This window comes from Streptomyces sp. H27-H1 (assembly GCF_026627445.1).
Taxonomy (GTDB): domain Bacteria; phylum Actinomycetota; class Actinomycetes; order Streptomycetales; family Streptomycetaceae; genus Streptomyces.
Genome location: NZ_JAPNLJ010000105.1, coordinates 1 through 7,411, shown reverse-complemented (window position 1 = coordinate 7,411; position 7,411 = coordinate 1). Strand labels below are relative to the sequence as shown.

Below are 7,411 nucleotides of genomic sequence, written 5' to 3'. Positions count from 1 at the left end.
CCCCCCCCGGAACGGTGGAAGGGCGGGTAGGGGACAGCCCCCCGCAGGGCCACCCACCCCGCACCGGGTCAGAAGAAGACGGACCGCCGCTGCACGAGCAGCTTGTACAGCGTGTGCTGAATCTGCTCCCGCACCTGATCCGTCAGATTGAACATCAGCATCGGATCCTCGGCGGCCTCCGCCGCATACCCGTCCGTAGCAATCGGCTCCCCGAACTGAATCGTCCACTTCGTGGGCAACGGCACCGCCCCCAACGGCCCCAGCAACGGAAACGTGGGCGTGATCGGGAAGTACGGGATCCCCAGCAGCCGCGCCAACGTCTTCGAGTTCCCGATCATGGGGTAGATCTCCTCCGCCCCCACGATCGAGCAGGGCACGATCGGCGTCCCCGCCCGCAGCGCGGTCGACACGAACCCGCCCCGCCCGAACCGCTGGAGCTTGTACCGCTCGCCGAACGGCTTCCCTATCCCCTTGAAGCCCTCGGGCATCACGCCCACCAGCTCCCCGGCCTCCAGCAGCCGCTGCGCGTCCTCCGCGCACGCCAGCGTGTGCCCCGCCTTCCGCGCGAGCTCGTTCACCACGGGCAGCATGAACACCAGGTCCGCCGCCAGCAGCCGCAGGTGCCTCTGCGCCGGGTGCTGGTCGTGCACGGCGACCTGGAGCATCAGTCCGTCCAGCGGCAGCGTCCCGGAGTGGTTCGCCACGATCAGCGCGCCGCCCTCCTTCGGGATGTTCTCGATGCCCTTGACCTCGACCCGGAAGTACTTGTCGTACAGCGGCCGCATCAGGGACATCAGGACCTGGTCCGTCAGCTCCTTGTCGTAGCCGAAGTCGTCGACCTCGTACTCCCCGGTGATCCGGCGCCGCAGGAACGCCAGCCCGCCGGCGATCCGCCGGTCCCAGCCGTCCCCCGAAGCCGCCGGCTCGGGCACGACCTCCACCAACGGCTCCGGCACGACCGGCTCCGCCACCGCCGCGACGGATGGGACCGGGGCCTCCGGCGCGACCCGTACCCGCCGGGCGGCCGAAGTCCGCCGTCGCGGCCGGTCCTCGTCGAACGGAATGACCTTGGCGTCCGCCACTATCGCTTCGCTCCCTCAACCTCTGCGTCCACGTCCACGTCCAACAGCCCGGCCACCCGGTCCACGGCCCGCCCCACCCGCTCCGGCGGCAGCAGCCCTCTCCTCCGGCTCCGCGTGAAGTCGGCGAAGGTCTCGGCGGTCGTATACATCGGCCGGAACCCCAGCACTTCCCGCATCTGCGTGGTCTCCACGACCCGCCCGTGCGTGAGGAGCCTTATCTGCTCGGGCGAGAAGTCCGTCGCTCCGACCGCCCGCAACGCCGAGCCCACCCAGGTCACCGCGGGCAGCAGCAGCGGCACCGTGGGCCGGCCGAGGCGCCGCGCACACTGCGACAGCAGCAGCACCCCGTCGCCGGCGATGTTGAAGGTCCCGCTGAGCCCACCGGGCCCGCTGGTCTGCGAGGCCAGCCGCAGCACGTCCAGTACGTCGTCCTCGTGCACGAACTGCAACCGCGGGTCGTAGCCCAGCACGGTCGGGATCAGCGGCATCGAGAAGTACTCGGCGAGCGCCGAGTCGGCGAAGGGCCCGAGGATGTTCGCGAACCGCATGACGCACACCGCGACATCGGGCCGTCGGCGCGCGAAGCCCCGTACGTAACCCTCGACCTCTACGGCGTCCTTGGCGAAGCCGGCCGCGGGCAGCGATTTCGCCTGCGTGGTCTCGGTGAAGACGGCCGGATCCCGCGAGGTGCCGCCGTACACACTGGTACTGGACTTCACCACGAGACGCCGTACCGTCGGGGACTTCTGACAGGCTCCCAGGAGCTGCATCGTCCCGATGACGTTGGTTTCCTTGACGGTGCTGTACGAGCCGGAGCCCGCGCCCGTCGCCGCACCCCCGGTGACCGCGAGATGGACCACCGTGTCGACGGCGTTCTCGGCGAGCACCCGGGCGATACCCGACTGTCTGATGTCCGTACGGACGAACTCGGCCGAGCCCAGCCGGTGCGGCGGCGTCACCGCGTCGACCGCGATCACCCGCTCGACCTCCGGGTCCCGCTGGATCCGCCGCACGAAGCGGCCCCCCAGCTGCCGGGCGGCCCCGGTCACCAGCACGACCTTCCCCACGAGCTCAGCGCCTCCCTCGAAGAAGTCCCCCGGCTACACCGCAGCCCCTCCACCAGAATGGTGGAGGGGCTGCGGAAAACACGTACAGCTGCCGTTTACTTCTTGTTACGGCGCTGAACGCGGGTGCGCTTGAGCAGCTTGCGATGCTTCTTCTTAGCCATCCGCTTGCGCCGCTTCTTAATAACAGAGCCCACGACTACCCTCGCTCACTTCTCATCATTCGGTGCGGGGCGTCGGGGCCCACACGACCTACGTCGGCCTAGCCTACCCGCCCGAGCTCTGAGCTTGTAATCCGAGTGCTTCCGAGGGGAAACCACCGGGCTCCCGACCCTCGCCCTCAGGCCGATTCCACCCCCACGAAGGACTCGCGGAGGTACTCGTGCACCGCATTTTCGGGGACCCGGAAGGACCGGCCCACCCGGATTGCGGGCAGATGTCCGTTGTGCACCAAGCGGTACACGGTCATCTTTGACACTCGCATCACCGAGGCGACCTCCGCCACGGTCAGGAACTGAACCTCACTGAGAGGCCTCTCGCCAGCAGCCATGACACACCTTGACCTTCCGCGCATGACGGGCACCGGCTTCCCCTCCGGTTACGCCCCGTCGTCGCACGCTCACTCCCAGAGTAGGGGCGTGTGATACGAGTGGGGAAGAGGAGCTACAGCCACTCCTGCGGACCCGACAGACTCGCCCGATTGAGTACATAGCGAGTGAGGGGTCGGTAGTAGTCGGCGCGCACCGCGTCATCAAGCGGAACCGCCACCGACACCTGCCCCTCGGCTTCTCCCACGAACAGCGCGGGATCATCCGTATCGGCCAGCCCGATCGCCTCCACACCGAGCCGACCTGCACCGCAGACCCACCCGTGGTCGCCCACCACCAGCTCCGGCAGCGGCCCGCCGGCCTCCGCCAGCGCCCCGAGCGCGATCCGAACCGGCAGCGGTGAATGGGTGTGCGCGCCGGTAGCACTCCCCGGCGGACGCGCGCCCTCTTCCCGCACCAACGCGACCCCTCGTACGTAATCGATGTGGTGCGTGCGTACGCCGAACCGGGTCGGAATGTCGACGGCCACCCCCCGCGACGGAGTGAGGACATCACATCCCGCCGCCGACAGCGCAACGGCCAAAGTGGCGTAGAACCCCAGGAGCCGGTGGGGATGACCGGTCCCGAACAGCACCGGAGCCCGCGCCGCGGCCACCGCCCGCAGCCGCTCCGCGAAGGCCTCCAACCCGGCCAACGTCAGCTCCGGATCGATCACGTCCGGCCCGCTGACGTGCGCGGGATCCGCCGAGACCCCGCACTTCTCCGCCATCAGCCGCAGCAGATCGCCCTCGCCCCACCCCCACTCGGGATCCAGCCCCAGCAGCACTCGCGGATCCCGCGCCGCGAACAGCCGGTAACTGCGCAGGCTCTCCTCCCGAGAAGTCGCGACGGGCCCGGCCAGCCGGGCGGCCAACAGATGCGCACGCAACGCGCCGGTACTCAACACCCTCCCGATGCTCCCCCACCCCACCTGACGGATCCCCAGTTCCGGCCATTCCCAGCACGGTTGGCGTAACAGGACCCTCCACCCCGGCCGAATCCAGCCCGCCGACGTCTGAGGCGACCCTCCACCCCGGCCAAATTCAGCCCCGCCGGCGCTTGAGGCGACCCTCCACCCCGGCCAAATCCAGCCCCGCCGGCGCTTGAGGCGAACTTTTCAGCCCCGCCGGCGCTTGAGGCGATCTTTTCAGCCCCGCCGGCGCTTGAGGCGACCCTTCAAGCCCCGCCGGCGCTTGAGGCGCGGGGTCCGGGGCGGAGCCCGAGGGACGGCCCCGCAGGGCTAGGCCAGCAACCCCCGCAGGGGGAACACCGCCCGCCGCGTGGCGAGGACGGCCTGGTCGATCCGATCGGCAGGGTCGTAACCCCCCTCCCACCCCCGCCACACCGGCACCCGCCCATCAGTCATCCGCCCAGGCGCCACCCCCCGCACCCGCGCATACACCGCATCCCGCCAAGACCCCGGCACAGCTGTCTCCGGCGGGATCGGCCGATGCCCCACGATCCCCACCAAGTGCGTCCACGACCGAGGCACGACGTCCACGACCGCGTACCCGCCGCCCCCCAGCGCCAGCCACCGCCCGCCGCCCTCCGCCCAGGAGTGCGCGAGCTCGTGGCACGCCTCCTGCACCGCCCGCTGCGCGTCCAGCGACACCGCCAGATGCGCCAGCGGGTCCTCGAAGTGGCTGTCCGCCCCGTGCTGGGTCACCAGTACCTGGGGACGGAAGTCCTCCAGCAGCTCCGGCACCACCGCGTGGAAGGCCCTCAGCCATCCCTCGTCGCCGGTCCCGGCGGGCAGCGCGATGTTCACCGCCGATCCCTCCGCCGCCGGCCCGCCCGTCTCCTCCGGCCAGCCCGTCTGCGGGAACAGCGTCCGCGGATGTTCGTGCATGGAGATCGTCAGTACCCGCGGGTCGTCCCAGAACGCCGCCTGGACCCCGTCGCCGTGGTGCACGTCCACATCCACGTAGGCGACCCGCTCGGCCCCCAGCTCCAGCAGCCGTGCGACCGCCAGCGCCGCGTCGTTGTAGACGCAGAACCCGGCCGCCCCGCCCGGCATCGCGTGGTGCAGCCCGCCGGCGAAGTTCACGGCGTGCTCGGCCTCCCCGCGCCAGATCGCCTCGGCGGCCGCCACGGACTGCCCGGCGATCAGCGCGGACGCCTCGTGCATGCCGTGGAACGCCGGATCGTCGGTCGTCCCCAGCCCGTACGAGCCGTCCGCGACCCCGGGGTCGGCGGACACCTCGCGCACCGCCGCGACGTAGTCCTCGCGGTGCACCAGGCGCAGCGTCGACTCACCGGCCGGCCGGCCCGCCCGTACCTCCAGCTCCCGGTCGAGCCCGAAGGCCCGTACCAGGCCCATGGTCAGCTCCAGGCGCACCGGGTCCATCGGATGGCCCGGCCCGAAGTCATACTTCGTTACCGCCTCGTCCCACATCAACAACCCGCGGCCGCTCATGCCGAACACCGTATCGGGCGGGCTCCGTACCGAACGAGCGGGCATAGAAAAGAGTGACGAGGACCAGCACCATCGGCACGAGCATCGCCCCCCGGTAGCTCCAGGCGTCACCGATCCCGCCCACCAGCGGCGCCCCGACGAGGAATCCGACGTAGTTGAAGATGTTCAGCCGCGCGATGGCGGTGTCGGAAGCCCCCGGGAAGAGCCTGCCCGCGGCGGCGAAGGTCTGCGGCACGATCACGCACAGCCCGATCCCCAGCAGCGTGAAGCCGAGCATCCCCGTCCACGCCCCGGGCGCGCCCGCGACCACGGCGAACCCGAGTGCGGCGACGACCGATCCGATCCGTACGACGGCCACGGCCCCGAAGCGCCGCACCCCGAGGTCTCCGACGGCCCGCCCGATCAGGGTGGTCACCATGTAGACGTTGTAGGGGACGGTGGCGAGCTGCTCGGAGCTGCCCAGCACGTCCTGGAGGTACTTGGCGCTCCAGTTCGAGACCGTCGAGTCCCCGATGTACGCGCACGCCATCACCAGGCACAGCGGCAGCAGCAGCTTGAACCCGCCGGGCCCGAGCCCCTTGGCACCGGCGGAGGACTCCGCTTTGTCCCGGTCCACATAGGACCGGCTGGCGATGAGCGCGAGAGGCAGCAGGATCACCACGGCGGGCAGGTACGAGCTGAACAGCGAGAGGTGCCAGTGGGCCCCCGCCCACGCGGCGGAGGCCCCCAGGATCCCGCCGAGGCTGTAGGAGGCGTGGAACCCGAGCATGATGCTGCGTCCGTACGCGCCCTGCAGACTCACCCCGAGCATGTTCATGGAGGCGTCGAGCGCCCCCACGAACAGCCCGAACGCCCCGAGGGCCAGCGCCACGTGCCACATCTGGCTGCCGGCGCCGACCCCGAGCAGCGCGAGCAGCACGAGCGGCTGCGCCCACCGCAGTACGGTGCTGGGCGCGACCCGCTTCACCAGGTGCTCGGTGACCACGCTGGACACACCGGCGAGGATCGGCACGGCGGCCAGGAAGGCGGGCAGCAGTGCGTCGGATATCCCGTACCGGTCCTGGATGGCCGGGATCCGTGTCACGAGCAGTGCGAAGGTCACGCCCTGCACGAAGAAACTGAACCCCAAGGCCCCGCGCCCGCGGCGAAGCCGCACATCTGCTGTCATGGCGGCACAGCGTAGGCGCCGGTCCTACTGGTGGGTAGAGCGATCACATATCGATTGGGTCAGTGCGAGAACCCGCCGCCGTGTCCGGTGTATCCGGTGCCGGCGCCTTCCTCCAGTCCCAGCAGTCCGGCGAGCTGATTCATGTCGCCGAAGTAGTTGGTGGCGCCGGGCAGCCGGTCGGCGGGCACCATCGCGGTGTACGCGAACACGTCCATGCCCGCGGCCAGCGCGGCCTGGACGCCCAGCGGGCTGTCCTCGACGACCACGCAGCGGCCTGCGGCCACACCCATCTGGTCGGCCGCGTGGAGGAAGAGGTCGGGGGCGGGCTTGCCCTTCCCCACGTCCTCCGAGCTGAAGATCCACTCCTCCTCGAACCATTCGTCGAGCCCGGCCGCCCGGTGCCCGACTCTGATCCGCTCGTGGCTCCCGGAGGACGCGAGGCAGTACGCGGTCCCGCTCTCGACCAGAGCCGCGAGCACCCCCTCGACTCCGGGGACGGGCTTGAGCTCCCGTTCGAAGGCGGTGGAGGTGCGGGCGTGCAGCGTGCTGTCGAAGTCGGCCGGCAGCGCCTGCCCGGTCCGCTCCCGCATGAGGTCGTGGACCCGGTGGACCGCGGCCCCCATGTAGTCGCGGAGCGACTCCTCGTACGAGGTCGGGTGCCCCAGCTCGGTCAGGTACCCGGCGAGGATGCTGTTGGCGAGCGGCTCGCTGTCCACGAGCACGCCGTCGTTGTCGAAGATGATGAGGTCGTAGCCCATGCGACAACCCTACGAGCCGTCAGTGCAAATCCATCCGGACCCCATGCCGAGCATCCGCAGGACTTCCAAAGATCCTCGACCCGGCGCCGGCGCCCGTGTGGTGACGCACGGCCGCCTGCTCCCCGTCGGCGAACCGCCCTGCTGCCCCTCATCCGTGACCGTGGACCTGACCGCCGGTCTGCACTGACCACGTCAGTAAAAAGATCCGGAACGCAGAAAAGCCCCGTACCAGTTTCCTGGTACGGGGCTTTCTACAATAATTGTTCGGCGGCGTCCTACTCTCCCACAGGGTCCCCCCTGCAGTACCATCGGCGCTGAAAGGCTTAGCTTCCGGGT

8 protein-coding genes and 1 rRNA gene are annotated in these 7,411 nt (G+C 70.2%); all 9 read right to left on the bottom strand.

Annotation, left to right across the window (positions count from 1 at the left end; all coding sequences use genetic code 11):
• Nucleotides 1-68: 68 nt before the first annotated feature.
• On the bottom strand, nucleotides 69-1,082 hold the full coding sequence (locus tag OTB20_RS41585; protein ID WP_267825100.1) for a lysophospholipid acyltransferase family protein: 1,014 nt from the start codon (nucleotides 1,080-1,082) through the stop codon (nucleotides 69-71).
• The gene (locus OTB20_RS41580; protein ID WP_267825099.1) at nucleotides 1,082-2,149 is read right to left on the bottom strand and encodes an NAD-dependent epimerase/dehydratase family protein; all 1,068 of its coding nucleotides are present in this window, start codon (nucleotides 2,147-2,149) and stop codon (nucleotides 1,082-1,084) included. Before OTB20_RS41580 ends, OTB20_RS41585 begins: the two co-directional genes overlap by 1 nt.
• Before the next feature lie 95 nt (nucleotides 2,150-2,244).
• Complete coding sequence (locus tag OTB20_RS41575; RefSeq protein WP_003948845.1) at nucleotides 2,245-2,343, bottom strand: 30S ribosomal protein bS22; 99 nt, start codon at nucleotides 2,341-2,343, stop codon at nucleotides 2,245-2,247.
• Between the two features lie 143 nt (nucleotides 2,344-2,486).
• A complete protein-coding gene (locus OTB20_RS41570) occupies nucleotides 2,487-2,696 on the bottom strand; it encodes a helix-turn-helix domain-containing protein (protein WP_162688852.1) in 210 nt (69 codons plus the stop codon).
• Nucleotides 2,697-2,809: 113 nt separating this feature from the next.
• On the bottom strand, nucleotides 2,810-3,640 hold the full coding sequence (locus OTB20_RS41565) for a phosphatase (protein ID WP_267825098.1): 831 nt from the start codon (nucleotides 3,638-3,640) through the stop codon (nucleotides 2,810-2,812).
• A 333-nt stretch (nucleotides 3,641-3,973) separates the two neighbouring features.
• Nucleotides 3,974-5,149: an acetoin utilization protein AcuC gene (locus OTB20_RS41560; protein ID WP_267825097.1), complete on the bottom strand. Its 1,176-nt coding sequence runs from the start codon at nucleotides 5,147-5,149 to the stop codon at nucleotides 3,974-3,976.
• Nucleotides 5,100-6,317, bottom strand: coding sequence for an MFS transporter (locus tag OTB20_RS41555; RefSeq protein ID WP_267825096.1), 1,218 nt, complete (start codon nucleotides 6,315-6,317; stop codon nucleotides 5,100-5,102). The genes OTB20_RS41560 and OTB20_RS41555 overlap by 50 nt, the downstream gene beginning before the upstream one ends.
• A gap of 59 nt (nucleotides 6,318-6,376) precedes the next feature.
• Nucleotides 6,377-7,075, bottom strand: coding sequence for an HAD family hydrolase (locus OTB20_RS41550; RefSeq protein WP_267825095.1), 699 nt, complete (start codon nucleotides 7,073-7,075; stop codon nucleotides 6,377-6,379).
• A gap of 262 nt (nucleotides 7,076-7,337) precedes the next feature.
• Nucleotides 7,338-7,411, bottom strand: a 5S ribosomal RNA gene (gene rrf, locus OTB20_RS41545); the annotation flags it as partial.

Coding starts and splice junctions, on each gene's coding strand:
- OTB20_RS41570 (WP_162688852.1), bottom strand. CDS start 2,696: ATGGCTGCTGGCGAGAGGCCTCTCAGTGAGGTTCAGTTCCTGACCGTG.
- OTB20_RS41560 (WP_267825097.1), bottom strand. CDS start 5,149: ATGAGCGGCCGCGGGTTGTTGATGTGGGACGAGGCGGTAACGAAGTAT.
- OTB20_RS41555 (WP_267825096.1), bottom strand. CDS start 6,317: ATGACAGCAGATGTGCGGCTTCGCCGCGGGCGCGGGGCCTTGGGGTTC.
- OTB20_RS41550 (WP_267825095.1), bottom strand. CDS start 7,075: ATGGGCTACGACCTCATCATCTTCGACAACGACGGCGTGCTCGTGGAC.